This is a genomic window from Streptomyces sp. NPDC056600 (assembly GCF_042792855.1).
Classification (GTDB): domain Bacteria; phylum Actinomycetota; class Actinomycetes; order Streptomycetales; family Streptomycetaceae; genus Streptomyces.
On the sequence record NZ_JBHTVQ010000003.1, the window covers coordinates 19,028 to 41,261 of the forward strand.

The window sequence follows — 22,234 nt, forward strand, 5'->3', positions numbered from 1 at the left end:
GCCCTGTATTCCCCCTGGCCCGCACCTGTCCGACCTGCGGACACACCACGTTCGATCCGGGGACGTCCGCGACGCCGTGCCCCCGCCCGGGCGGCCGGTGCGGAAGGCCTCGGAGGAGCCGGCCGGGTCGCCCTCAGGAGCGACGGCGACGGCGGCGGAGGGCCCAGGCCGAGGCGGCGGTGAGGGAGAGCGCGAGCGTGCCGACGGCGAGCGGCGCCCAGGGGAAGGCGGGGTCGCGGTCGGCCGAGGGGCCGGCGGCCCCGCGCACGTGGGGCGCGGCCGCCGAGCTGATGCGGAACCGGTAGGGGTCCTCGGACCGCCCCACCCACTCCCCGTCCGCCCCGCCCCGCCCGGTGCGCCGCACCACGACCGCCTCCGCGGCCACCTCGTTGGCGCGGGCGTCGGACGCGACCGCCAGCAGCACCCGCACCCGTAGGGTCTGCCGGGCCTTCACCGTGAACCCCTCGAAGCCGCCCTTGCGCCGCTTCCCGTCCTCGCCGAACACGCCCACCAGCTCGTCGCGTTCGGTGCCCTCGAAGTCGACCGCCCTGGGCCGCTCGCCGTCGAAGAAGAACAGGGCCGCCTGCGCGGGCAGCAGCGCACGCCGCTCGTCGGTGAGCACCACCACCGGGTGCAGCCCCGCGCACGCCCGCGCCGACCGGTTCGTCAGCTCCAGCGTCCACGCCTGCGGCACGTCACCCGCCCGGTACACCCGCGGCCCCCGCAGCCGGGCCACCACCGGGAAGTCCCGCTTCCCCTTCCCCACCCCCTCGCACCCCTGCCCCGCCCCGGGCGCCGCGAGGACCCCGGCCGCCGCCGGGGCCACCCCCGCCGACGCCGCCGAACCCACCGCGGCCGCGGCCAGAGCCACGGCAGCCGCCCACCGTCGCATGCCGGGTGAACTTCCCCGCACCCCGCCCGCGATCCCCGACACGCTGTCGCACCACCCGAACGGCCGCAGGCAACCCCCCGCCCGGACCAGCACGGGAACCCTCCATGCCAGAGTGTTCGTATGACTACTGCACCGCTGCGTGTGGCCCTGGTCGGCTACGGCCTGGCCGGGTCCGTGTTCCACGCGCCGATGATCGCCGCCGCCGAGGGCCTGACCCTCGACACCGTGGTCACCTCCAACCCCGAGCGGGCCGCCCAGGCCCGCGCCGAGTACCCCGACGTGCGGATCGCCGCCTCGGCGGACGAACTGTGGCCCCGCGCCGGCGAACTGGACCTGGTGGTCGTCGCCTCCCCCAACCGGACGCACGTCCCGCTGGCCACCGAGGCGCTGCGCCGGGGCCTCCACGTGGTCGTGGACAAGCCGGTCGCCGGCACCGCCGCCGAGGCCCGTGAACTGGCCGCGCTGGCCGAGGAGCGGGGCCTGCTGCTCTCCGTGTTCCAGAACCGCCGCTGGGACGGCGACTTCCTCACCCTGCGCAAGCTGCTCGACGACGGCGCGCTGGGCGAGGTCCAGCGGTTCGAGTCCCGCTTCGAGCGCTGGCGCCCCCAGCCGAAGGGCGGCTGGCGCGAGTCGGCCGACCCGGCGGAGCTCGGCGGGCTCCTGTACGACCTCGGCAGCCACGTCGTCGACCAGGCGCTGCACCTGTTCGGCCCGGCCGAGTCCGTCTACGCGGAGGTCGACACCCGCCGCCAGGGCGCGCAGGTCGACGACGACGTCTTCATCGCCGTCACCCACACCGGCGGCGTCCGCTCCCACCTGTACGCGTCGGCGACGACCGCGCAGCTCGGCCCGCGCTTCCGGGTCCTCGGCTCCAAGGCGGGTTACGTCAAGTACGGCCTGGACCCGCAGGAGAACGCCCTGCGCGAGGGCCTGCGCCCGGCCGCCGAGGGCGAGCGCTGGGGCCACGAGCCCAAGGAGCTGTGGGGTGCGGTCGGCGCGGGCGAGTCCCCGCTGACGGGCGGCGGCGAGCCGGTGCCCACGCTGCCCGGCGACTACCCCTCGTACTACCGCGCGGTGGCCGCCGCGGTGAGCGGCGGCGGGCGCAACCCGGTGACCGCGCTGGAGGCGGCGGACGCGCTGGCGGTGCTGGAGGCGGCGGCGCGCTCCGCCCGTGACGGCGGGACGGTGAAGCCGGCATGACCAGGATGACCCCGGAGCTCTCCCCCACCGTCGAGGAACTCGAGGCGCAGGAGCGCCGCCTGGTCCTCCCCCGCTTCAGCAACGAGGACGCCTGGGAGCTGGGCTCCCTGCTGGTGGCGCTGGCCCGGGAGCGGCAGGCCCCGGTCGCGGTCGACATCCACCGGGCCGGCCAGCAGCTCTTCCACGCGGCGCTGGAGGGGTCCGCGCCGGAGAACGACGCGTGGATCGACCGCAAGCGCCGCGTGGTGATGCGGTACGGGCACGCCTCCTTCCTGGTCGGCACCCGGTTCCGGGCCAAGGGCCAGAACTTCGACGAGTCCTCCCGCCTCGACCCGGACGTCTACGCGGCGCACGGCGGCTCGTTCCCGCTGCGGGTCGACGGGGTCGGCGTGATCGGCGCGGTCACCGTCTCCGGACTCCCGCAGGCGCAGGACCACGCCCTGGTCGTCGAGGCGCTGGAACGCTTCCTGGGCCTCACCCTCGACTGACCCGCCCGGCGCCCGGCGCCCGGCAGGACCTCATGGCCCTGCCGGGCGTCAGGGCTCAGCTCGGCTGCGGTGAGGCGGGGCCGGTCGGGGCGACCGGGCAGACCGGCGGCGCCTGCACCCGCGTGTCCTGCGCGTCCCCGAGCGTCACCGCGGCGGTCAGCACCATCCCCGCCGCCGCGGCCGCCGCGGCGGTGACCGCCGCCGACCAGCGCCGCCACCGCAGATCCTGCTCCGTCACCACGGGGAGCGGGACGCCCGCCGCCCCCGCCACCGGGGCGACCCCGGCCACGCCCCCGAGCGCCCGGGGGGTCATCGCTCCGGCCTCCGTCCGGGGACACGGCACCGGCAGCGGAACCTGGCCCGGGCCCGTGCCCGGCAGGGCGGCCGCCGCCGGCCCGGACAGGGTTCCGGCAGCGACTTCGGTACCGGCTCCTGCTTCGCTTCCGGCACCCGCTCCGGCTTCCGTCCCGGCGCGGACCGCATCCCTCTCCCCCGTACCTGCGGACGCCCTCGCCCCGGCACCCACCGAGGCCGCGACCGGACGTGGGACCGGGGACGCCGCCCCCACGCTCCCGCCGCCGGAACCATCGACCGGCCCCACGCCGGTGGGCGCCGCCCCATGACCTCCGGCCGGACCGAGGTCCACGCCCGTCGCGGTGCTGGTCCCCGCACCCGCGCCCACCCGCACCCCGGGCCCCGGGCCCACCGGCGAGCCGGCAGCACCCACCACGCCCGCCGCGCCCCCGGTTCCCGCCGCGGCGCCGCCCGCGTCGTCCCCCCGCGCCGCCGCGAGGAGTTCCAGCGCCTCCTCCAGCTCCGCGTCGCCGCGCTCCAGCACGGCGTGCAGCGCCCGGACGACGTCCAGGCGGGCCACGGTGGGCCGGGTGCGGTGCAGGTACCGGGAGAGCATCTCCTGGCTGGTCTTCACTCCCCGCTCGCCCAGCTTCCGCGCCAGCGACGACTGCGTGGCCCGGCCCGGATCCTCCTGCCACCAACTCCGCAGGAGCGCCGCCAGCTTCAGCCGCGCCACGCTCCCGCTCTTCGCGAACTCCTCACAACTCCGGCCGGATTCCTCACGCATTTGATGCGCCTCCCCCACGCTTCCATGCATGATCGCTGGTCAGCCGCGTGCATAGAAGCCGATTTGTGCATGAATCAACTGACCCGCCGGAAGTATAGAACTGGCCGGATTTGCCGGGGCAGGGTTGAGACGTCCAACCCACCCGGTCGAGCGTCTTCGGCCGGGTGAAACCACCGTCGTCAGCGATCCACGACGCGACCACGACGGCAGTCGAAAGGACCCGCATCCGTGCGTAACGCCACCGAGCAGCTCGCCCCGGCCACCGAGGCCGCCTCCTCCGCCACGCCGGCCCGCCGGCGCAAGGGGGCCGTCGCCGCCCTCCTCGCCACCGCCCTGGCCGGCGGCCTGATGGCCTTCGCCCCGGTCGCCTCCGCCGCCCCCGCCGCGGCCGACTCCGTCGCCTCGCGGCCCGGTGAGCGCCTCAACGACCGCCAGGCGGACCGCATCCTCGACCGTGCGGGCGTGCGCCGTGTCTCGCCGGGCGACTGTCACAACGTCAACCGCTCCCGCTGCACCAGCTACCAGGGCATCCAGGAGGACACCGTCCGCGGCCTGGTGAAGCTCAAGCGCGACAGCCGCTGCAACGTGGTCGTCGTCAACGGCACCGAGGTCGGCAACGACTGGGACAACCGCCGCGGGCGCTACACCCACGCGAACGGCTACAAGGTCGACCTGCGTGAGAACCGCTGCCTGGACAGGTACATCCGCGACACCGCGGACCGCGTCCGCGGCTCGCGCGGCGACGTCGTCTACCGCGACAGCCACCGCGGCCGCGCGTACGTCCAGTACGAGTTCGAGCGCGGTGTCCTGGACGTCACCTACTTCTGACGTCCACCGATCGGCAGGCGCCCGGACCCGACCCGGGTACGGCTCCCCGCCCGGGCGCCTGCTCCGGACCGCTCCGCCCCTCACACCCACGCCACCCGGCGGCTCCCTGCGGCCGCCGGGTGGCGTGCGAGCGGCGGGCCGGCGCCTGCCCCACCGTGACGCTGCCGACACCGTGACCCCACTCCCCCCACCGCGTCGGACCCCGGCGCTACCGTGAGGACATGCGTCCCGACATGCCTGCAGAGAACGCCGTCGACCACACCGAAGAAGCGGCCCGCCTGGAGCGCGCCGCCGCTCTCTACCCGGCGGACGCCGAGGCCCTGCTGCTGCGGGCCGCCGCGCACCGCGAGCTGGCCGGTGACCGCCCCGCGGCCACCGCCCTGTACGACCGGCTGCTCGCCGCGCCCGCCGAGCTGGACGACCCGCAGCTGGTCCGCGCGCTGAAGGCGTCCAACCTGTGGCGGTACGACCACGTCGCGGAGGCCCGCGCGATCATCGACGGCGTTCGGGCGGCGGCACCCCGGACGCCGGAGGCGTGGGTGGTCGTCGCGGAGGCCCTGGAGACCCACGACGAGCTGGTGCTCGCCGAGGAGACGTTCACCGACGGGGCCCGGCTGCTGATCGGCGACTCGCAGGAGCCCACGTCCGCGACCCGACCGCTCCTCTACGGCCGGCACCGGGTGCGCCGCATGCTCGGCGCCGACCACGACGCCTGGGACTCGCTGGCCGACCGCCTGCACGACTCCGCCTCGGCCGTCCGCCTCGACGAACTGCACGACCCCAAGCGGGTCTGGTCCCTCGGCTCCTCCGACCCGGGCGAGCTGTCCGCGGAGATCGCCCGCCTGCGGGCCGAGCTCGGAGCCTTCCGCCGCGAGATCTCCCGCCCGTTCCCGGTGGCGGTGCTGCACTGGCCGGAGCGGGAGCTGGAGGAACTGCTGGCCGCCTACCCGGGGCTGTCGGCGGAGTACCCCTCGCATGCCGAGCACGTCGCCGCGATAGAGGCCAGCCTGCGGGAGCTCGCCGCCTCCGGCACTCCCAACCTGGGCATCGTCTCCGGCACGGTCCCCTCCTACGAGGCCTTCGCCGCCTCGGAGGCCGCCTCCCCCGAGGACGCCACCCTGCTCCCGCAGTACGCCACCACCCTCGCCGCCCGGGGCCGGGCCCTCCCCTGGCCGCCGGAGCCCACCGCCGCGTGCTGGTGCGGGTCGGGGAGCCAGTACCACACCTGCCACGGCCGGCGCTCGTGACAGACCGAAAACATCCATAATCCCGTCACACAATATTCACGGACGTAGACTTCCCCCCTCGCTTCACCCGTTCGACCGAGGGGGGAATCCTCATGCGCAAGTCCACCGTGGGCGCGGCTCTGCTGGCCGCCGTCTCCACCGTCAGCCTGGGCGTTCTGACCGCCGCCCCGGCGCAGGCCGCCGAGTACACGTCCGCGCTCAAGATCCGGGGCGTCCAGTACGACGCCCCGGGCGCCGACCGCAACAGCTGCTCGTCGGGCAACACCAGCCAGGAATACCTGACGTTGAAGAACTACTCGAAGACCGCGACGATCAACCTCCGGGATTACGTCGTGAAGGACGCTACCGGCAACACGTTCACCTTCACCGAGTCCCACTCGCTGCAGCCCGGCGACTACGTCCGCCTGCGCGGCGGCAACGGCACGGACTCGGACGCCAAGAACGTGGTCTACCGCGGCAACTGCAACTTCATGTGGAACAACGACCGGGACACCATCTACCTCTACAAGCCGTCCGGCCCGCGCTCGGACGTCCACGCGTACAGCAAGTCCGGGAACGACCGCGACGGCAACGGGTACATCGGCTTCCACGGCTGACCGCCGCTCCCCGCCACCGCGCCCGAGCGGGCGCGCTCCCTCGGGGGCGCGCCCGTCACGGGACCACCCGCAGCCGCTCCGGCCAGCCGAGCGCGTCGAGCCTGCGGAAGAGGTCCTTGATGTCCTCCGGCCGCAGCTTCACGCATCCGTCGGAAAGGTAGTCGGCCTCGCCGTCCCAGCGGCGCGGCTCGGTGTCCCCCTGGCTGCCGTCGCGGTGCATCTCGGAGTGGACGAACATGCCGGTCCGCGTCACCTCGCCCCCGGCGCACCTCATGTCGCCCAGCTGGAGTCCGTAGCCGCGGACCTTGCCGCCCTTGAACCGCCGGTCCTTGAGCACGATGCGCCACTGTCCGTCCGGCAGCCACCCCCGCCCGGCGGCGCAGTCGTCGGTGCTGCCGTCGCCGGAGCCCGCCCGGTAGCGGGCCTGCCGCTCACCGCCGCGGCTCAGGGTCAGGGTGGACCGGTCCGGGTGCTGCGGATTCTTGTCGAACACCAGGGTCACCTCGGGCCGCGCCGCGGTCGAGGCCTCCGCCGTCCCCAGCACCCCCGCCGCCACGGCCAGGGCGACCGCCGCCCCGCACGCGCCCCGCGCCCGCCACGTCCTCGTCGCCCACCACGTTCTCGTCGCCCACCACGTTCTCGTCGCCGCCACCGCACTCCCGCCTTCCACCCGTCACTCCGTCCGTGCGTCCGTCGGCAGCATCGGCAGCGCGGGGCGGGCCGGGAAGCCCTGCCCGGCAGCAGCCACCCGAACGGCAGGAGCGCACCCTGGTCGCGCGCCCCCCGCGCGCCCGGTGAGCCCCGTGGTTCCGCCGGTCCGGACACGCCGAAACGCCGGCCTTTCCCCGAGAGGTGCGGTACGGGGAAGGCCGACGCTTCAGCGTTCAGGGCAAGGAGGAGTCACCGCTCAACGGCGGCTCCCACCACGGCCGTAGTGGGCCGCGTCCACGAACTTGCCCCGCGCGTCCCGAAGGGTGGCCGTCTCACCGTGGTTGTCCCACACGTAGGTGTGGCGGCCCTGGTACACGTGGCCCCGGCCGTCGTGGCCACGTCCGCTGTGCACGAGCACCGACTCACGGGGCGCCAGGCGCACGTTGCCCCGGAAGGTGTAGACGTTGCGGTCCTGGTCCCGCAGGGTCCACCCCCGCAGGCTGACGCTGTGCCGGCCCTTGTTCGTCACCTGGACCCACTCGCCGTTCAGGGAGCGGTTCGACCCGGTCTCCGGGCCGGGCGAGTCGGCCCGGACGGCGGTGATCTCGACCGAGCCACGACGGTCACGGTCTCCGCGGTGGTCGTCCGCGGAGGCCGGCAGGGCCGTCGCGCCGAGGGCGGAGCCGGCGACGAGAGCGGCGGCGATGAAGCGCTTGATGGGAGACATGCGGTCCCTTTCGTGCGGCCCCGGCCGGCCCACGTGGGCGGTGGGCCGGCTGAGGCGATGTGCAGGTCCCGGCGGGCTGCCGAGGGGTCGAACTCTGCCGCCGCCGACCCGGCGAAAGGGACCCGAATCAGGCGCTGTTACGAATCACGGACATTGGCGTTACTTCCTTATATGCCGCTCAATGTCACTCGGTTGGGTGCAACCAGCGGTTACTTTCGATATGCACCCATCCCGGAACTCAGGGCTGGAAGCACCGCCCGCGTCCCAAACCTCCCCTCTCCAGAACTCCTTCACATCTCCGTCCGGCACCGTTACGCATCGACCCCGCAAGATCGAACGCGCATGTCAGTCGGCGCTGTCGAGCGAACATCTGCGCGCCACCTGCCTTCGCCCCCCCTGGGCCGGCACGCTCAGCCGTCCCAGACCTCCGAGCGTGGGTTGACCCATGCCGTGGACGTCGCCCTCCACCGCCTCGCCCCGAACACCACGCCCGCCGCCAGCCCGACCGTCAGGCGCAGGAACTCCCCTCGTGTCATCAGCACTGTCCTTCCAGGTGAGGGCCCTTCCGGATCGATCAACAGGGCCCGTTCCCGCAGGATCAGCACGAATCGGCGCGCCGCACATACCTCTCCCCGTCCGTTCACCCGGACGGCCGGAGCCCACCCCCTTCGCACGCCGCGCCCCGCCCTCGTCTCCTCCGGCGAACGCGCCGCGTGAGCCCCGCGCGAGAGGTGTCCAGACATACGGATGCGCCGCCACCTGGCCTGATAGATAGACTGACCTACCTAATTAAGGGAGGGAGGGCCGGATGAGCGAGAGCACCGGACCGGTGGAGGCGGTACGCCCCGGCAGGCGGCGCGGAGCCGCCCGGGAACGGCTGCTGGCCGCGGCGGCCCGCCGTTTCTACGCCGACGGCGTGACGGCGACCGGCATCGACGCGATCACCGCCGAGGCGGGCGTGGCGAAGATGAGCCTGTACAACAACTTTTCCTCCAAGTCCGACCTGGTGATGGCCTACCTGGACGCCCGGCACCAGGAATGGCTCGGTCTCTACGGGCGACGGCTGGAGACGACCCACGACGCGCGCGGACGGGTCCTGGCGGTCTTCGACGCCTACGCCGACCACGCCGCCTTCGCCTACGACCGGGGCTTCCGCGGCTGCGGCCTGCTGAACGCGGCCGCCGAACTGCCTGCCGGGGACGAGGGCCGGGAGGTGGTGCGCCGGCACAAGGAGGAGGTCGAGGGCCTGCTCGCCGGGCATCTCGACGAGCTGCTCCCCGGTCGTCCGGAACGGGCGCGGGCGACGGCGGAACATCTGTCCTTCCTGCTGGAGGGCGCGATGGCCCGGGCCGGTCTGGAAGGCGGCGGCGCCCGGCTGGAGCGGGCCAGGGCGATGGCGGCCGACCTGCTGGACCGGCCGTGAGGCGGCCCGGCGACCGCTCGGGCGGTGCGTCGCAGGGCCCGCAGCGGGGCGTCGGGCGCTCGGCGGGCGTCGGGGCCGTGTGCGTCCTGCTGGCCTCGGTGCTGTGGGGCACCACCGGCACCGCCGCCACCTTCGCCCCGGCGGTGGGGCCACTGGCGATCGGCGCCGTCGCGATGGGCCTGGGCGGCCTGCTCCAGGCGCTCGTCGCCGCGCCCCGCATCCGCCGGGAGTCCGCGGATCTGCGCGGTCACCCGGGTGTGGTGCTGCTCGGGGCGCTCTCGGTCGGGGCCTACCCGCTGGCCTTCTACACCTCCATGCACCTCGCCGGGGTCGCCGTCGGCACCGTGGTGTCCATCGGTTCCGCCCCGCTCGCCTCGGCCCTGATCGAACGCGTCGCCGACGGCCGCCGCCTGACCCGCCGTTGGACGGCGGCGGCCGCGCTGGGCCTGTCCGGCACGGTCCTGCTCTGCGCCGCCCAGGCCGCCGACTCCGGTCCAGGCCACGCGGGGGCGGGCTCCACCGGGGCGAACGTGCTCGGCATCGGCCTCGGCCTGGCCGCCGGTCTCACCTACGCCCTGTACTCCTGGGCCGCCCACCGCCTGATCAGCCGCGGCGTCACCTCGGGCGCGGCCATGGGCGCCGTCTTCGGCCTGGGCGGGCTGCTGCTGATGCCGGTCCTGCTGGCCACCGGCGCCCCGTTGCTGGCCTCCTGGTCCAACGCCGCCGTCGGCACGTACATGGCGCTGGTGCCCATGTTCCTGGGCTACGTCCTCTTCGGCCGGGGTCTCTCCCATGTGCCGGCGAGCACCGCGACCACGCTCTCGCTCCTGGAGCCCGCGGTCGCGGCGCTGCTGGCCGTCCTGGTGGTCGGCGAACGCCTTCCGGCACCGGGCTGGACCGGCATCCTCCTGGTCGTCGCCTGCCTCGCCGTCCTGACCACACCGGCGCGCGCCCCGCGCGGACGCCGGACCGCCCCGGCAGGCCCCGCGGCAGCCGTCGACGCGGGGGATCCGGTCACCGTTCCGGGACCGGGCGGGGGCGTCGGCAGGCGCGCCTGAAGCGGGCGCGTCCCCGGCCGGACGACCGGTTCAGGCGGCCCCGCCGACGCCGAGCAGGGGTGCGAGCGCCGTGCGCAGGTCGGCGACCCTGCGATGGTGCAGCGCGGTCATCCCGGTCTCCCGGGCGGCCAGCACGTTGGCCTCCGTGTCGTCGACGAACAGGCAGCGCCCGACCGGCACGCCGAGTCGCTCGGCGGCATGGCGGACGACGCGCGGGTCGGGCTTCGCCACCCCGATCCGCGCGGTGTTGACCACGAGGTCGGCGAGGTCGTCGAGTCCCTGCCGCTCCAGGTCCCGCTCCAGCCGGGTGGTCGCATTGGTGACCAGGGCGACTGCGGCGACCTCGCGCACCTGCCGGAGCAGGGCGACGACATCCTCGTCGACCACCGGCAGGACCGCCGACCAGTCCGCGACCATGGCCTCGGCCCCGCGCCTGGACCCGTGACGCGCGGCGAGGTCGTCGGTGACGGCCGCACGCCACTGCTCGTCGGTGACCTCGCCGGTGACGGCGGGGTGCAGCCGGGCCGGGGCGAAGGCCGCGGCGGCCAGAGCGCCGACGGGAAGGCCGTTGGCCAGCTCCAGGGTGTCGGCGGGCGGCCAGTGGCGTACGACGCCGTCGAGGTCGCAGAGCACGGCGTCGAAGGGGCGCGGGCGCGAGGAAGTCGTGGACATGCCGCGCATTCTCGTGCAGTGACGGGCGCGCCCACCCCTCCGCGTCGGGGGTCGGCCTGCTCGTGAAGGCTTCCCACGCCCGGGAACCCGCCACCGTCGTCGCCCCGTCCCGCCGGGGACGGCGGCCACGAAGGACTCAGGTCGGTGGCGTCACGGGCACACCGGTGGCCCGGACGCACCTCGGGATGGGTCCGATGGGTGAACGGTGGGCGCGACACGGGGCCGGCGGCGGCTCCGGGCGGCTCGCGGCTGGTGCCATGGGTCCACCGGACGCGAAGACCCGCCCGACCGTTCCGCGTCCGGGGACCGATCCCTGAGGAGGAACCATGCGCGTTCGCCGCGCCACCGCCACCGTTCTGGCCGCCTTCGCCATCGCCGCCGCCGGCCTCGGCGCCGGGACGGCCGTCGCCCACGACGACGACGACCACTCGCCGAACATCTTCTCCGGCACCCAGTGGACCTCCGAGGAGGGCAACTACGGCACCGCCAACGCCGGTCACGACGACTGACGGTTCCGGCTGCTCCGCAGGTCCTGCCTGTCTGTTCGACCGTTCTGCCGTGACGTCGCCGACGATGCCGACGTCACGTCCTCTCCGCCCCGCACCCCCGCGGGCCCCGCGTCCGGCGACGCGACGGCCCCGGGGGTGCGGCGCGTTCTCGGGGGCCTGTGACGACGGAGACGTTTTCGCAGGTCAGGGGCGCGCGTGTCACCCGTTCCGCCCAGCCTGGATGCCGCCGTCCGGGGGCGGCCGGAGGATGGAGCCACCTCGACCGCCTCCCAGGAAGCGAGCGTGCCCATGTCCCCCACGCAGCCCAGCGAGCGCACCGTGCGGCTGACGGCCCGTCGGACCGCCGTGATCGCCGCCGCCACCCTCACCGTCGGAGCCACCGCCGCCGCCCTCTGGCCCTCCGACCCGGCCGCGGCCGCCGCCCGCACCGCTCCGGCCTGCGTGCAGCCCTACGTCAATGCGACCCACGCGGGTTTCGACGTCGACCTCGCCAACGAGTGCGGGAGCGCGATGCGGGTCAGGGTCGTGGTGGACGACTCCGGCGACAGCCCTTGCTACGCGCTCGGGCCGGGAGCTTCCGTGATCTACGCGCACGAGTCGATCACCGGCGCCTACGAGCGCACGGTCATCTGCTGACCGGGCCGGCGGGCGGATCGCCCGGACGGCCCCGCGGACGTGCGGGGTGCGGCGCGCGCTGGTGGGATCGTCACGTCGGCCCCGCGCCGTCCAGGCGGCCAGAGCCGAGCGGGGCCGACACTCCCGTCTCCGGGCGCGCCACGGTCCTCGCGCGCCGCGGCTCCCGGCAACGGGCCTCGATGACCCCGCGACTCCGGCATCGGGCTCCCCCGGCAACCGGCTTCCGCCGCGGCACCGGGGGACGGCCCGCCCGGGTCAGGACGCCGAGGTCGGCGACTTCTCCGAGCGGTCCTGCTGCGGCGGCACCGTCGACAGCTCGACGGACCCGGTGGGCCCGGCGCCGTCCGCGAGGACCGGTACCGGCGGCACGTAGTTCTTGTACGCCTCCGGCACGATGACGCCGGCGTTGCTGTCCGCGCCGGGAGCCAGCTCGGCCATGACCCGGTCGAAGTCCTTCGTGGAGAGCCAGAACTTGTACATGATCAGCAGCTCGAAGGAGAGCATCAGCGCCGCCGCCACCGCCGTGGTCCACAGAAGCTGACCGATCAGCGGGCCCACGATGAAGACGAACATCTGGAACTCGATGCCGCTGACCAGGTGCGGCCGGACCCGGCGGTCCACCAGCGCCCGGCGGACCCGGGTGTACCAGGGGAACTTGGCGTGGAACCCGGTGTGGAGGTCGATGACCTGCCGGTTGCTCGCGGTGAGCGCCCCGGCCCGCAGTTCCGCGGCACGCGCCTCGGACTCGTTCTCACCCTCCGCCTCGCCCTCGCGGAGCAGGTCCTCCATGAAGACGACGTTCTCGTCCGAGGCGGCCCCGGGGCCGACGGCCGCGGCGGCGGCCAGCGTGTCGGCGACGTCCTCGCCCAGCTCCGCCGCGGCGAGAGCGGACGCGGCGGCCTCGGCACGGGCCTCGGCGGCGCGGCGCGCCTTCAGCGTCTTCCTGATCTTGCCGCGCATCCCGGCGCGCATCTTGTAGATCTGCAGCGCGTCCAGGTACCGGAGGCTGTCCAGGAAGACCACGAGCAGTCCCGCGGCGAGGTATATGCCCTCGCCAGTGCGCAGGTACTGACCGCCCATCAGGCCGAAGGCGCAGGCCAGCACGCGGATGCGGTCGAAGACGTAGTCCAGCCAGCCGCCGAACAGCGAGCCGTTGTTCTTCAGTCGCGCCAGCTTCCCGTCGACGCAGTCGAGCACGAAGCTGAAGTGGTAGACGACCGCGCCGACGACGAGCAGGACCGGGTCCGCGGTCAGGAAGAGCCCGGCCGACGCCAGACCGAGGACGAGGGCGGCCCAGGTCACCCCGTTGGGGGTGATGAACCGGAACTTCGCCATGACCAGCAGCAGGCGGGTGGCCAGCGGGTCGACGAGGAACACCGTCCACCAGGCGTCCCTCTTCTTACAGGTGAGATGCTGCACGGCTTTCAGCGAAAGTTGGCTCATAACTCCTCGTCACACGGGACGTCTCAACAAATGCGCGTCGCGCCGTCGGCGACCCGACGACCGCCCCGACCAGGAAGGCGAAATCAAGATCACGCCCCGTGGGGAATTCGGACTGTAGCAATCCCCGACGCGCCGGCCACCCGGACTTCACCTTCCGTATGGGCGGGGTTTGTCACAGACATTGCCCTACAACCTTGCGCCTTCTCAGCCGTCCTTGTCACTGAATGATGAAATCCCGTCACAAGCGGATGGGGCCGTACAACCTTTTTCTTTCTCAGTTGTCCCACCAGTCGCACACGCCGCGGATATCGATTTGATTTCGGCGTACAACCTTTCCTTTTCTCGGCCGTCCTTGTTGCTGTGCGCTGGCGTGCCGCGCCACCGTCCGAGCTTTCGGCGACGGCTCCGCGGAGGAAATGTGCGGTGACGGGCAGGGGTACCGGGCGTGGGTGCCGTGGCCCACCATCGGGGGGTGAGCAGCCACTGGATGTCCTCCGAGCAGGCGGCCGCGGCCCTGGGGGTGCGGCTGTCGACGCTCTACGCGTATGTGTCGCGCGGGGTGATCGCGCGGCAGGTGGCCTCGGTCCCCGGGGGCAGGCGGGTGTCGCGCTTCCGGCGGGACGAGGTGCTGGCGCTGGCCCGGGCGCGTGAGCGGCCCCGGGCCGGTACGTGGGCCCCGCTGATCGAGTCCGACGTCACGCGGCTGGACGGCGCGGGACGGCTCGCCTTCCGTGGGGTGGACGTCGAGAAGTGCGCCGGGTGGGGGTTCGAGCGCACGGCCTGCCATGTACTGGGGCTGCCGGACGGCGCCTGGGGTGGTGACGGCGGGACGGCGGTCCTCGATGCCGTCGTACCCGAGGGGTCGCCGGTGCCCGGGGCCCACCGGTTGCCTGCGGCGCCCCCGCCAACCGGAGCGGGGCGGGCCACCGACGTGATCCGCTCCACGGTGCTGCGGCTGGCCGCGTCGGACGCCCACCGTGAGCGGATCGACCCCGCCCACTGCCGGGCCGTGGCCGTCACGGCGGTCACCGTCTCGACCGAGGCGTTGACCGGCCTTCGCGCCGGGACGGTCGCCGAACGGCTGGCCCTCGCCTGGACGTCCGACGCGGGGACCGCGGCCGGCACGGCCGATGCCCCTGATGCTGCCTCAGGCGCTGACTCGGACCGTGCCTCACGCGCTGCCTCAGGCCCCGTCTCGGGCCCTGCCTCAGGCCCCGTCTCGGGCCCTGCCTCGGGCACTCAGGAGGGCTCCGACTCCGGTATCGGCTCTCCTGACGACTGCGACAGCCACGACGGCCCCCACGGTCGGCACGACCGGCGTCCCGCCCCCACGTCGGCACCCCTCACCGCGGCGCTCGACGTCGCGTTGAGCGTGCTGGTGGACCACGAACTCACCGCCTCCACCCTCGCCGCCCGCGCCGCGGCCGGAGTCCGGGCGGACCCGTGGATGGTGCTGCTCACCGGCCTGGCCGCGATGAGCGGCCCCCATCAGGCGGGGGCCGCCCGGAGGGCCGCGGCGGCACTGCGGGCCTGGGACGCCACCGGGACCGCACCCGCGGACCCGGTCCCCGGCTTCGGGCACGCGGTGTACACCGGCCCCGACCCCCGCGCCGTGCTGCTCCTCGACCGCGTCGCCGCCGTCCGCCCCGCGACCGCCGACCTGGTCGACGGCCTGGCCCTCCACATGGCCCGGGCCCACGGCCTGCACCCGAACGTCGATCTCGCGTTGGGGGCCCTGACGCTCGCCGCCGGTCTGCCCGAGGACGCGGGAGAGGTGCTGTTCACCCTCGCCCGCGTCCCGGGCCTGATGGCGCATGCCCTCGAGGAGTATCCGCTCGGGCTCCGCCTGCGTCCCCGCGCCCTCTCCTGACGTCCGGCACCGGCGGGGGCACCGACGTTGACTCCGTCAACGTCGACCCGGTCGCGTGCCGCACGGCACCCTCACCGCTCATGACCGACACCGGCCTTCCCGACGCCTCGCCCGCCACGGCCTCCGCGGCCTCCGCTGCCTCCGACGTCGACGCCGTCGCCGGGCGCTACCGCGCCTTCGCCGCCGCCCAGGCCGCCGGCTCCTCCCCCACCCTGTGCCGCTGGGCGGTGGCCGTCGCCGAGGACCCTGAACTGCTGGCGCTGCTCGCACCTTTGCCGGCCGCCAAGCAGCAGCCCAACCTGCTCTTCGCGGCGGCACGTCTGCACGGCGCGCGCCCCGGGGACGTGCGTTCCCTTCGTGCGCTGCTCACCACCCGGTGGCCGGCCGTCCGCGCCACGGTCCTCGCGCGGGCGACGCAGACCAACGAGGCCGCCCGCTGCGCGGCGCTCCTGCTGGGCCTGCGGCACGTCCCCGGGCCGGTCGCCCTGCTGGAGGTCGGGGCGGCCGCCGGTCTGTGCCTGATCCCGGACCGGTTCTCCTACACCTTCGGCGACGACGGTCCCCGCCTCGACCCGGTGGACGGCCCGAGTCCCGTCACCCTGCCCGTCCGCCTCGGTGACGGCCTCGTCGCCCCGACGGTGATGCCGGACATCGTCTGGCGCGCGGGCCTCGACCTCAACCCGCTGAACCCCGCGGACCCCGACACGCTCGACTGGCTGCGGACCCTGGTCTGGCCCGAGCACCAGGCCCGCCGCGACCGCCTCGCCGCGGCCGCGGCCCTCGCGGCGGAGCACCGGGTACGCGTCAGGGCCGGCGACCTGCGGACCGACGCCCTCGAAGCCCTCGCTTCCAGGGCCCCGGGCGACGCCACCCTCGTCGTCACCCACTCCGCCGCCCTCGCCTACCTCGACGCACCGGCCCGCCGGGAGGCCGTGGATCGCGTCACGGCCCTCGGCGCGCGGCGCGTCGGCTTCGAGGCGCGGGGCGTCGACCCGGCGGTCCCTCCCCTCGCCCGACCCGTCACGCCGGCCACCCTCTTCGTGGCCGCCCTCGACGGCACTCCCTTCGCCGTGGCCGACGGCCACTGCACCGTCCTGGCCCTCCCCTGACCCGGCCTTCTCATCCCACGGGCGTGCGTGCGGTGTCCGCGCCGCCGGAGGCCCGGCAGACGTCCGCCAGGGCGGTGACCGTCCGGACCGTGCGGGCCCGCAGGTCAGGGGGCGCCACGACCTGGGCCCCGGCGCCGAGCCGCAGCAGCAGCACGTTGACGGCGACCAAGGGCTTCGGCGGCCTGACGCTGCGCCTCTTCGGCCCGGTGGGCGAGCAGTGGTCGCCGAACTGGGCGAACAACTCGACCGGGCGGCTGTTCCGTCCCCTCGTCGGCCGGTTCGACAGCGAGGGTGGCGGCGAGTTCCACGGTGAGGACCACCACGAGGGCACCCCGGTCGCGGTGGTGTGCCGCTTCCTCCGGTCGGGCGTCACGCGCCGGCCGGAACCTCCGAACGGTCGCGGACGACGATCTTGCCGACGTTGCGGCCGTGCAGCATGCCCAGGAAGGCGTCGACGAGGTGCTCGAACCCGTCGACCACGGTCTCGTCCGGCACGAGCCTGCCGCTCCGCAGATGCGGCACCGCGAAGTCGTGCAACTCCTCTTGCACGTCACGGTAGTTGCGGACGAGGAAGCCCTCGATGCGGAGACTCTTCTCCACGACCTCCTCGTGCACCAGGAGCGGCGGCGGCGCGTCGGGAGTGTTGTACCGGCTGATCGTGCCGACCCGCACGATCCGCCCGAACTCCCGCAAGGCCCCGACCGCCGCGGCCAGTTGCTCGCCTCCGACGTTGTCGACGAACACGTCGATCCCGTCCGGGGCGACCTTGCCGAGCTGGTCTGCGGCGGGCCCGTCGTGGTAGTCGAAGGCGGCGTCGTAGCCGACCTCCCGCAGCAGGTGGTCCACCTTCGCCGCCGAGCCCGCGCTGCCGACGATCCGCCCCGCGCCGAGCAGCCGGGCGAACCGGCCGGTGGCCGTGCCGACCCCGCCCGCGGCAGCCGACACGAACAGGTCCTCGCCCTGCTGGAGCCGGGCAATACGGGTCAGGCCCACGTAGGCGGTCAGGCCGGTGCCGCCCAGGATGCTCAGGTGCACGCTCGGCGGCACGCCGTCGACGTGGGGCAGCCGCCGGGTCTCCTCGGGCGTGACCACGGCGTGCGTGCGCCAGCCCTGCCGGTGGAACACGATCTCCCCCTCGGCCAGCGCGGGCGTCCGCGAGGCCACCACCCGTCCTACGGTGCGGCCCTCCAGCGGAACGCCGAGGCCGAAGCCGCCGGGCAGGTCGTCCATCATCTCGCGGTGGTAGGGGTCGACGGACCAGTAGAGGTTCCGCACCAGGGCGCTGCCGGGCGCCGGTTCGGGGATCGGGGACTCCACGAAGGCGAAGTCCGCGGCCGTGGGGAACCCGCGGGGGTGGGCGGTCTGGTGGACGGTCACGGCGACGTCGGGGTCGGTCCCGGCCCTGGTCCCCCTCACCGCCCGGGGCTGCGTCGCTGTCGCGGTGCCGGGCCGTCCGGCCTGTCCGGCCGTGTCGTTGTGGTCGAGGTTGTCGTGGCCGTTGTCGATGCCCGTGCCGTTGCCGTTGTCGTTCATGCACGGACCGTAGGACGGGAATGCCTCCGCCCGGCAGCCCGTTGGGCTCATGGGGACGTACCGTCCCATGAGCAGTTCTCATGGAACGAGGTGAGTGACCCGTGGTCCCCACACCCGAGGCCCACGCGTCCGGTGCCCGTGCACCCGGTGCCCGTGCACCCGGTGTTCGCGCACCCGGGCCACGGACCGGCGCGGCGGCCGGTTCCGACCTCGCGCCGCACGAGCTGCGCATCCTGGTGGCGGTGGCGGACACCGGCGGCTTCTCGGCGGCCGCCGTCGCGCTGGGTCTGACCCAGTCCGCCGTCTCCCACTCGGTGCGCGGCAGCGAACGGAAGATCGGCGCCGTCCTCTTCGACCGTGACCGCACCGGCGCCCGTCCCACGCCGGCGGGCGAGAAGGCCGTCGCCCACGCCCGTCGCGTTCTGCGCCTGCTGGACGTCCTGGTCACCGAGGCGCGCGCCGCGGCGGGCGCGGGGGCGGACGGTCCGGTGGGGCCGCTGCGCATCGCGGCCTTCCGCAGCGCGGCGCTCCACCTGCTGCCGCCCGTCCTGCGACGGCTGCGCGACCGGCACCGCGGGATCGAGCCGCGGGTGCGGATCGTCCGCGAGGTGGGGGCGGGCACGGCCGGTGAAGTGGCGGCGGGGCGGGCGGACGTGGGGATCGCGACCCTGGGCGGCAGTACTCCGCCGCCCTCCGGGCTGACCACGGCCGTGCTCTTCAGCGAGCCGTACTCCTTGGTGCACCCGGCGGGCCACTCCGCCCCGCGTTCCCTCCCCTTGGTCGACTGGGCCGAGAACTGCGGCTCGTACACGCGCGGTTGGTGGGCAGCGCAGGACTGGATCCCCGAGGCGACCGTCGAGGCCGAGGACGACGGAGCAGTGCTCTCACTGGTGAGCAGCGGTCACGGTATGGCGGTCATGCCCGCACTCTCCCTGACCGGAGCACCGCACTCGGTCGGGATCACCGCTCTCGGTTCCGACCGCCCCTTCCGGCAGGTCGGTTACGTGACCACACCCGAACTGGCCGCCACGGCCGCGGTCCGCGCCCTGGTGAGGGAACTGCGGGGCACGATCCCACCGGGCTGCGACCGCCCGTAGCCCGCGCCCACATCTCGGCGTCGCGCGACCTCATGCGTCGCGCACCTCAGGCGTCGCGCCCGAGGGCTCCCTCGATGAGCGCGACGGCCGCCCGCGGGTCCTCGACCTCCACCACCAGGCGGTCGTACGACTCCTCGTCCGCGAGCTCGACGACGACCGTCTTCTCGGGGTTCTTCACGTCCCAGAACACCCACTCCCCGTCGCGGCGGAAGCGGCCGGCCGTGATGACGCCGGGGAAGTGCGTGCCGGCGACCCGGACGCCCTTCGGCTCGCGCGCGAAGCCGGGGTCGTGGGTGGCGCCCCGCACGTGGGCGAGGGGGATCTCCAGGCGGCTCTTGAGCGCCCAGAGCTTGTCGAGACCCTGCATGTCCGCGATCAGCAGGCTTCTCTCACGGTCGATGGAGATCAAGGCCATGTCAGTACTCCTTGGGGTCGGCCGGCCGGGCCCGCAGGCGCAGACGGGCACCGAGAACGGTGGAGGCGAGCTGGGCGGCGGCGTCACCGTGGCTGGGACGCAGCGCGTCCTCCAGTGCGGTGACGCCTTCCTCGACGAGCGCGGCCACCTCGGGGTCGTGGGGGGCGCGTTCGGCGGCGGCGAGGAGCAGGAGTCCCGCGGCGGGACCGTCGTCGAACGTGGCGACGGCCCTCTCCAGCGCCTGCCCGGGATCGGTGATCGCGGCGACGGCCTCGACGGCCGGCCCGACCTCCCCCTCGAGGTGGGCGCGCAGGGCGGTCAGGTGCAGGCTCCGCTTGGAGCCGAACACCTTGTACAGGCTGCCCCGGTGGACGCCGGTGGCGGTGACGAGGTCGTCGACCGAGGTGCCCTCGAAGCCGTGGGCGGCGAAGAGGACCGCCGCGGCGGCGACGGCCTGGTCGGTGTCGAAGGCACGAGGTCTTCCCATGCCGGTGATCGTACGAGATATGAGAACGATCAGTCAAGAACGACCGTTCTTATACGGACACCAGCCGCGGCCCGCGCCTCAGGGGTGCAGCACGAGTTTCCCCACGTGCCCCCTGCGGGCCAGTTCCTCCTGCGCCGTCGCGGCCTGCTCCAGCGGGAACGCGCCGGCGATCACGGGCTCGACCTCGCCCCCGCGGGCCATCTCCATGAGCTGGTCGAACAGCCTCGGCGTGTGCATCGCCGAGCCGATCACCTGCGCGTTGTGCAGGTACAGACGGCGGACGTCGAACACCACGTCGTAGCCGCCGAGCGCCCCGGCCACCACCCACCGGCCCCCTTCGCGCAGCCACGGCAGTCCGTCGCCCAGCAGGTCGCCGGCCACCACGTCGAGCGCCACGTCGACGCCGTCCGGTGCGAGCGCGCGCACCTGCTCGTCGATGTCCTGGGCCCGGTCGACGACGTCGTGCGCGCCGGCCCGGCGTACCGCGTCGAACTTGTACACGCTGCTGAGGGCGAGCACCCGTGCGCCGCGGGCCCGCGCGATCTGCACCAGCGCCAGTCCGACGCCGCCGGACGCCCCCGACACCAGGGCGGTCTCCCCCTGCCGCAGCCGGCCCCGTTCGACCATGCCGAGCGCCGTGCCGTAGGCGGTCGGCAGGGCGGCGAGCTGGTCGTCGGTGAGCGGGGAGGCGGTCACGTCGTGCGCCCGCTCCGCCGGTGCGGTCACGTACTCGGCGTAGCCGCCGTCGCGTTCGCTGCCCATGAGGCCCACCGGGTTGGCGTCGGGCCCTTCGGTCTCGTACACGGCCGGGTCCACCACCACCCGGCGTCCGACCGTCCCCTCGTCCACGCCGGGTCCGACCGCGACGACCCGTCCGGCGACGTCGGCGCCCTGGATGCGCGGGAAGTCGATCGGGCCCCGCCAGCCCGACAGCGCCCGCGGGGCCCCGGGGCGGCCGTACGCGCCGTCCCGGGTCCACAGGTCCGTGTTGTTCAGCGCCACCGCCGCGACCTGGACCAGCACCTCCCCCGCACGCGGCGTGGGCACGGCCACCTCCGCGGCCTCCAGCACCTCCGGCCCTCCGTGCCGCGTGATCCGCACCGCGCGCATGGTCCCGGGCACCACCATGGATCGACCTCTCGCGAACTCTCGACGCACCGGCCGGGCCGCCGCACAGGCGATGCCACCGGCCTCCGACCCACCCCGCGTACCGCGCCACGTGCCCCGGAAACCCCCGCCGGCCGGACCGGCCCCGGACTGCCCTGGACGTCACGCGACGCGTCCGCCCCGTTGCGGGAGACGCACTCGACGCCCCACACTCGCCCCGGCCACACCGGGTGGCCGGCCACCCGACACAGGAGGTTCCGCGGTTGTACGAGCACGAACGCGTCCTCAACGAGCTGGCCCAGGGCCTGCGGCCGCTCCCCGACGACCTCGCCTGGTTCGAGGCGCTGGACGAGGAGGAACAGTCCGTCGTGCTGCGCAACCTCGGCCACTTCTGCTATCAGGCCCATCCCACCCGCGAGGAGGCCGTCGAGGCGGTCCGCCTCTCGGGGCTCCGGCCCACCCATACGCCCTGTGTCCTGATCGTCCGGGGCCGGGCCGACGAGCAGGCGGGGCGCGTCGCCGCCCTGCGGCCGCGGCACGAGCGGATCAAGGCCTTCCGGCTCCTGGTGCGCCTTCTCGCCGTCGCCGACGCACGCCGTCGGCGGTACTGCGGCGGCAGGTGCTCCCATGCCTGGCACCGGCTCCCGGCCCCGACCGGCAAGGCGGACCCGACCGGCGAGGCGGACCCGACCGGCGAGGCGGCGTCCCGTTCCCCCGGTGACGGGACGTGAGCCGGTTCGCATGCCCGTGCCCCTGCCCGTCCGCCTGTCGGTGGGGCCGCCCCGCCGCGTAGGGTGCAGCGACGCCGCACCGCATGCCGAGAGGGAGGTCAGGGCGGGTGAACACGACCCGGTACCGGATCGAGGACCTGGACAAGCTGCCCCCGGCATTCGCCACGGCCCTGGGCATCGTCCTGCTGGGCATCCTCGCCCTGGTGGCGTGGGGCCTGTGGAAGATCCCGGACCACACCAAGCTCAGGAGCCCCGCCGCGCGGGAGCGGGCCGAGCGCCGCAAGGAGAGCCAGAAGCGGCAGAAGGCGCTGCGCGATCGCCGCGAGGCCCTGCAACGCAAGGCGGGGCGGCGCCGCGACGGGGCCGCCTGACCGCCCCTGCGCCCACACCGCCCCACCCGGACCTCACCCGCCGGCCCTGGCCCTGGCTCTGAC

At 74.5% G+C, this 22,234-nt stretch carries 26 protein-coding genes; 14 read left to right on the plus strand and 12 right to left on the minus strand.

Features of this window, described 5'->3' with window-relative positions; genetic code table 11:
• Positions 1-133: 133 nt before the first annotated feature.
• Positions 134-871: a hypothetical protein gene (locus ACFRAV_RS02415; protein WP_382550750.1), complete on the minus strand. Its 738-nt coding sequence runs from the start codon at positions 869-871 to the stop codon at positions 134-136.
• Between the two features lie 141 nt (positions 872-1,012).
• On the opposite strand from ACFRAV_RS02415, the gene ACFRAV_RS02420 reads away from it, so the two are divergent.
• Both ACFRAV_RS02420 and ACFRAV_RS02425 read left to right on the plus strand, forming a co-directional pair.
• Positions 1,013-2,092 carry a Gfo/Idh/MocA family oxidoreductase gene (locus ACFRAV_RS02420; RefSeq protein WP_382550752.1) on the plus strand — a complete coding sequence of 360 codons (1,080 nt, stop codon included), beginning with the start codon at positions 1,013-1,015 and terminating at the stop codon, positions 2,090-2,092.
• A complete protein-coding gene (locus ACFRAV_RS02425) occupies positions 2,089-2,580 on the plus strand; it encodes a heme-degrading domain-containing protein (RefSeq protein ID WP_351114110.1) in 492 nt (163 codons plus the stop codon). Before ACFRAV_RS02420 ends, ACFRAV_RS02425 begins: the two co-directional genes overlap by 4 nt.
• A gap of 55 nt (positions 2,581-2,635) precedes the next feature.
• On the opposite strand, the gene ACFRAV_RS02430 is transcribed toward ACFRAV_RS02425, so the two are convergent.
• Positions 2,636-3,661 carry a hypothetical protein gene (locus tag ACFRAV_RS02430; protein ID WP_382550756.1) on the minus strand — a complete coding sequence of 342 codons (1,026 nt, stop codon included), beginning with the start codon at positions 3,659-3,661 and terminating at the stop codon, positions 2,636-2,638.
• A 228-nt stretch (positions 3,662-3,889) separates the two neighbouring features.
• Here ACFRAV_RS02430 and ACFRAV_RS02435 point away from each other — a divergent pair, with 228 nt between their 5' ends.
• The 3 genes from ACFRAV_RS02435 (at position 3,890) to ACFRAV_RS02445 (ending at position 6,332) form a co-directional block, all read left to right on the plus strand.
• Complete coding sequence (locus ACFRAV_RS02435) at positions 3,890-4,489, plus strand: hypothetical protein (RefSeq protein ID WP_382550759.1); 600 nt, start codon at positions 3,890-3,892, stop codon at positions 4,487-4,489.
• 221 nt (positions 4,490-4,710) lie between these two features.
• Entirely contained in the window at positions 4,711-5,736 is a 1,026-nt protein-coding gene (locus ACFRAV_RS02440) for an SEC-C domain-containing protein (protein WP_382550761.1), read from the plus strand.
• Between the two features lie 92 nt (positions 5,737-5,828).
• Positions 5,829-6,332, plus strand: coding sequence for a lamin tail domain-containing protein (locus ACFRAV_RS02445; protein ID WP_382550764.1), 504 nt, complete (start codon positions 5,829-5,831; stop codon positions 6,330-6,332).
• Positions 6,333-6,387: 55 nt separating this feature from the next.
• On the opposite strand, the gene ACFRAV_RS02450 is transcribed toward ACFRAV_RS02445, so the two are convergent.
• The 3 genes from ACFRAV_RS02450 to ACFRAV_RS02460 form a co-directional block, all read right to left on the minus strand.
• Complete coding sequence (locus tag ACFRAV_RS02450; RefSeq protein WP_382550767.1) at positions 6,388-6,984, minus strand: L,D-transpeptidase family protein; 597 nt, start codon at positions 6,982-6,984, stop codon at positions 6,388-6,390.
• 255 nt (positions 6,985-7,239) lie between these two features.
• Positions 7,240-7,710: a lamin tail domain-containing protein gene (locus tag ACFRAV_RS02455; RefSeq protein WP_382550770.1), complete on the minus strand. Its 471-nt coding sequence runs from the start codon at positions 7,708-7,710 to the stop codon at positions 7,240-7,242.
• 410 nt (positions 7,711-8,120) lie between these two features.
• Positions 8,121-8,246 (minus strand): hypothetical protein, encoded by a 126-nt coding sequence (locus ACFRAV_RS02460; RefSeq protein WP_382550772.1) that lies wholly within the window; start codon positions 8,244-8,246, stop codon positions 8,121-8,123.
• A gap of 272 nt (positions 8,247-8,518) precedes the next feature.
• Between ACFRAV_RS02460 and ACFRAV_RS02465 the strand changes: the two genes are divergently transcribed.
• Both ACFRAV_RS02465 and ACFRAV_RS02470 read left to right on the plus strand, forming a co-directional pair.
• Positions 8,519-9,133 (plus strand): TetR/AcrR family transcriptional regulator, encoded by a 615-nt coding sequence (locus tag ACFRAV_RS02465; RefSeq protein ID WP_382550775.1) that lies wholly within the window; start codon positions 8,519-8,521, stop codon positions 9,131-9,133.
• Positions 9,134-9,210: 77 nt separating this feature from the next.
• Positions 9,211-10,191 carry a DMT family transporter gene (locus tag ACFRAV_RS02470; RefSeq protein ID WP_382551107.1) on the plus strand — a complete coding sequence of 327 codons (981 nt, stop codon included), beginning with the start codon at positions 9,211-9,213 and terminating at the stop codon, positions 10,189-10,191.
• A gap of 30 nt (positions 10,192-10,221) precedes the next feature.
• On the opposite strand, the gene ACFRAV_RS02475 is transcribed toward ACFRAV_RS02470, so the two are convergent.
• Entirely contained in the window at positions 10,222-10,863 is a 642-nt protein-coding gene (locus ACFRAV_RS02475; protein ID WP_382550777.1) for an HAD-IA family hydrolase, read from the minus strand.
• Between the two features lie 326 nt (positions 10,864-11,189).
• Here ACFRAV_RS02475 and ACFRAV_RS02480 point away from each other — a divergent pair, with 326 nt between their 5' ends.
• Together ACFRAV_RS02480 and ACFRAV_RS02485 are read left to right on the plus strand one after the other, a co-directional pair.
• Complete coding sequence (locus tag ACFRAV_RS02480) at positions 11,190-11,372, plus strand: hypothetical protein (protein WP_351114122.1); 183 nt, start codon at positions 11,190-11,192, stop codon at positions 11,370-11,372.
• Positions 11,373-11,654: 282 nt separating this feature from the next.
• Positions 11,655-12,008 carry a beta-Ig-H3/fasciclin gene (locus ACFRAV_RS02485; RefSeq protein ID WP_382550781.1) on the plus strand — a complete coding sequence of 118 codons (354 nt, stop codon included), beginning with the start codon at positions 11,655-11,657 and terminating at the stop codon, positions 12,006-12,008.
• A 255-nt stretch (positions 12,009-12,263) separates the two neighbouring features.
• Here the strand turns inward: ACFRAV_RS02485 and ACFRAV_RS02490 are convergent, their stop codons facing one another.
• Complete coding sequence (locus ACFRAV_RS02490; protein ID WP_382550783.1) at positions 12,264-13,451, minus strand: CDP-alcohol phosphatidyltransferase family protein; 1,188 nt, start codon at positions 13,449-13,451, stop codon at positions 12,264-12,266.
• Between the two features lie 472 nt (positions 13,452-13,923).
• Between ACFRAV_RS02490 and ACFRAV_RS02495 the strand changes: the two genes are divergently transcribed.
• Entirely contained in the window at positions 13,924-15,321 is a 1,398-nt protein-coding gene (locus ACFRAV_RS02495; RefSeq protein ID WP_382550786.1) for a citrate synthase, read from the plus strand.
• Positions 15,322-15,401: 80 nt separating this feature from the next.
• Positions 15,402-16,430: a DUF2332 family protein gene (locus ACFRAV_RS02500; protein ID WP_382550789.1), complete on the plus strand. Its 1,029-nt coding sequence runs from the start codon at positions 15,402-15,404 to the stop codon at positions 16,428-16,430.
• Positions 16,431-16,440: 10 nt separating this feature from the next.
• On the opposite strand, the gene ACFRAV_RS02505 is transcribed toward ACFRAV_RS02500, so the two are convergent.
• Together ACFRAV_RS02505 and ACFRAV_RS02510 are read right to left on the minus strand one after the other, a co-directional pair.
• On the minus strand, positions 16,441-16,803 hold the full coding sequence (locus ACFRAV_RS02505) for a hypothetical protein (protein ID WP_382550791.1): 363 nt from the start codon (positions 16,801-16,803) through the stop codon (positions 16,441-16,443).
• Positions 16,800-17,963, minus strand: coding sequence for an NADP-dependent oxidoreductase (locus tag ACFRAV_RS02510; RefSeq protein WP_382550793.1), 1,164 nt, complete (start codon positions 17,961-17,963; stop codon positions 16,800-16,802). Before ACFRAV_RS02510 ends, ACFRAV_RS02505 begins: the two co-directional genes overlap by 4 nt.
• A 224-nt stretch (positions 17,964-18,187) precedes the next feature.
• Here ACFRAV_RS02510 and ACFRAV_RS02515 point away from each other — a divergent pair, with 224 nt between their 5' ends.
• Positions 18,188-19,060, plus strand: coding sequence for a LysR family transcriptional regulator (locus ACFRAV_RS02515; protein WP_382551110.1), 873 nt, complete (start codon positions 18,188-18,190; stop codon positions 19,058-19,060).
• Between the two features lie 46 nt (positions 19,061-19,106).
• Here ACFRAV_RS02515 and ACFRAV_RS02520 read toward each other — a convergent pair whose 3' ends face one another.
• From ACFRAV_RS02520 to ACFRAV_RS02530, 3 genes are all read right to left on the minus strand, one after another.
• Positions 19,107-19,475, minus strand: coding sequence for a hypothetical protein (locus ACFRAV_RS02520; RefSeq protein WP_382550796.1), 369 nt, complete (start codon positions 19,473-19,475; stop codon positions 19,107-19,109).
• A 1-nt stretch (position 19,476) separates the two neighbouring features.
• Positions 19,477-19,962, minus strand: coding sequence for a TetR/AcrR family transcriptional regulator (locus ACFRAV_RS02525; protein WP_382550799.1), 486 nt, complete (start codon positions 19,960-19,962; stop codon positions 19,477-19,479).
• A 78-nt stretch (positions 19,963-20,040) separates the two neighbouring features.
• Positions 20,041-21,090: a zinc-binding dehydrogenase gene (locus ACFRAV_RS02530; RefSeq protein WP_382550801.1), complete on the minus strand. Its 1,050-nt coding sequence runs from the start codon at positions 21,088-21,090 to the stop codon at positions 20,041-20,043.
• Between the two features lie 242 nt (positions 21,091-21,332).
• On the opposite strand from ACFRAV_RS02530, the gene ACFRAV_RS02535 reads away from it, so the two are divergent.
• Positions 21,333-21,800 carry a DUF5958 family protein gene (locus ACFRAV_RS02535; RefSeq protein WP_382550804.1) on the plus strand — a complete coding sequence of 156 codons (468 nt, stop codon included), beginning with the start codon at positions 21,333-21,335 and terminating at the stop codon, positions 21,798-21,800.
• A gap of 107 nt (positions 21,801-21,907) precedes the next feature.
• On the plus strand, positions 21,908-22,171 hold the full coding sequence (locus tag ACFRAV_RS02540) for a hypothetical protein (protein ID WP_382550806.1): 264 nt from the start codon (positions 21,908-21,910) through the stop codon (positions 22,169-22,171).
• Positions 22,172-22,234: the final 63 nt, after the last annotated feature.